Consider the following 393-nt stretch of genomic DNA (forward strand, 5'->3'; position numbering starts at 1 on the left):
TCACGCTTAAAGTGTTTTCTGGTTTTATTGTTTCAATGGTTGGGGTAGGGGTTATAGGGGTTGGTGGTTTTATTTTACCTCTCATTATGACTGTGGCATTTACTGCTCTTGAATTTTTGGTAGTATTTCTACAAGCTTATGTCTTTTCGGTTTTAACTTGTTTGTATCTTAGTGATGCTGTTCACCCGGGGCACTAGTAAATAATGAATTTTAGTCAAACAATGCAATTTCACTTCAAAGGAGAATAATATGGAATTAGCACTTGCAGCAAAATATATTGGCGCTGGTCTTGCCTGTTTTGGTATGGCTGGGACAGCATTGGGGCTGGGAAATATTTTTGGTAGCTATCTTTCTGGTGCCTTACGTAATCCATCAGCAGCAGATAGTCAGTTT

2 protein-coding genes are annotated in these 393 nt (G+C 38.7%); both read left to right on the forward strand.

Annotation, left to right across the window (positions count from 1 at the left end):
* On the forward strand, window positions 1-197 hold a 197-nt coding region (locus tag J7R13_RS09325), incomplete at its 5' end, for a F0F1 ATP synthase subunit A (protein WP_208438352.1).
* 52 nt (window positions 198-249) lie between these two features.
* A partial coding sequence (locus J7R13_RS09330; RefSeq protein WP_208438353.1) for a F0F1 ATP synthase subunit C occupies window positions 250-393 on the forward strand: 144 nt, incomplete at its 3' end.

The organism is Bartonella taylorii 8TBB, from assembly GCF_902825155.1.
In the GTDB taxonomy this organism is placed as follows: Bacteria; Pseudomonadota; Alphaproteobacteria; order Rhizobiales; family Rhizobiaceae; genus Bartonella; species Bartonella taylorii_A.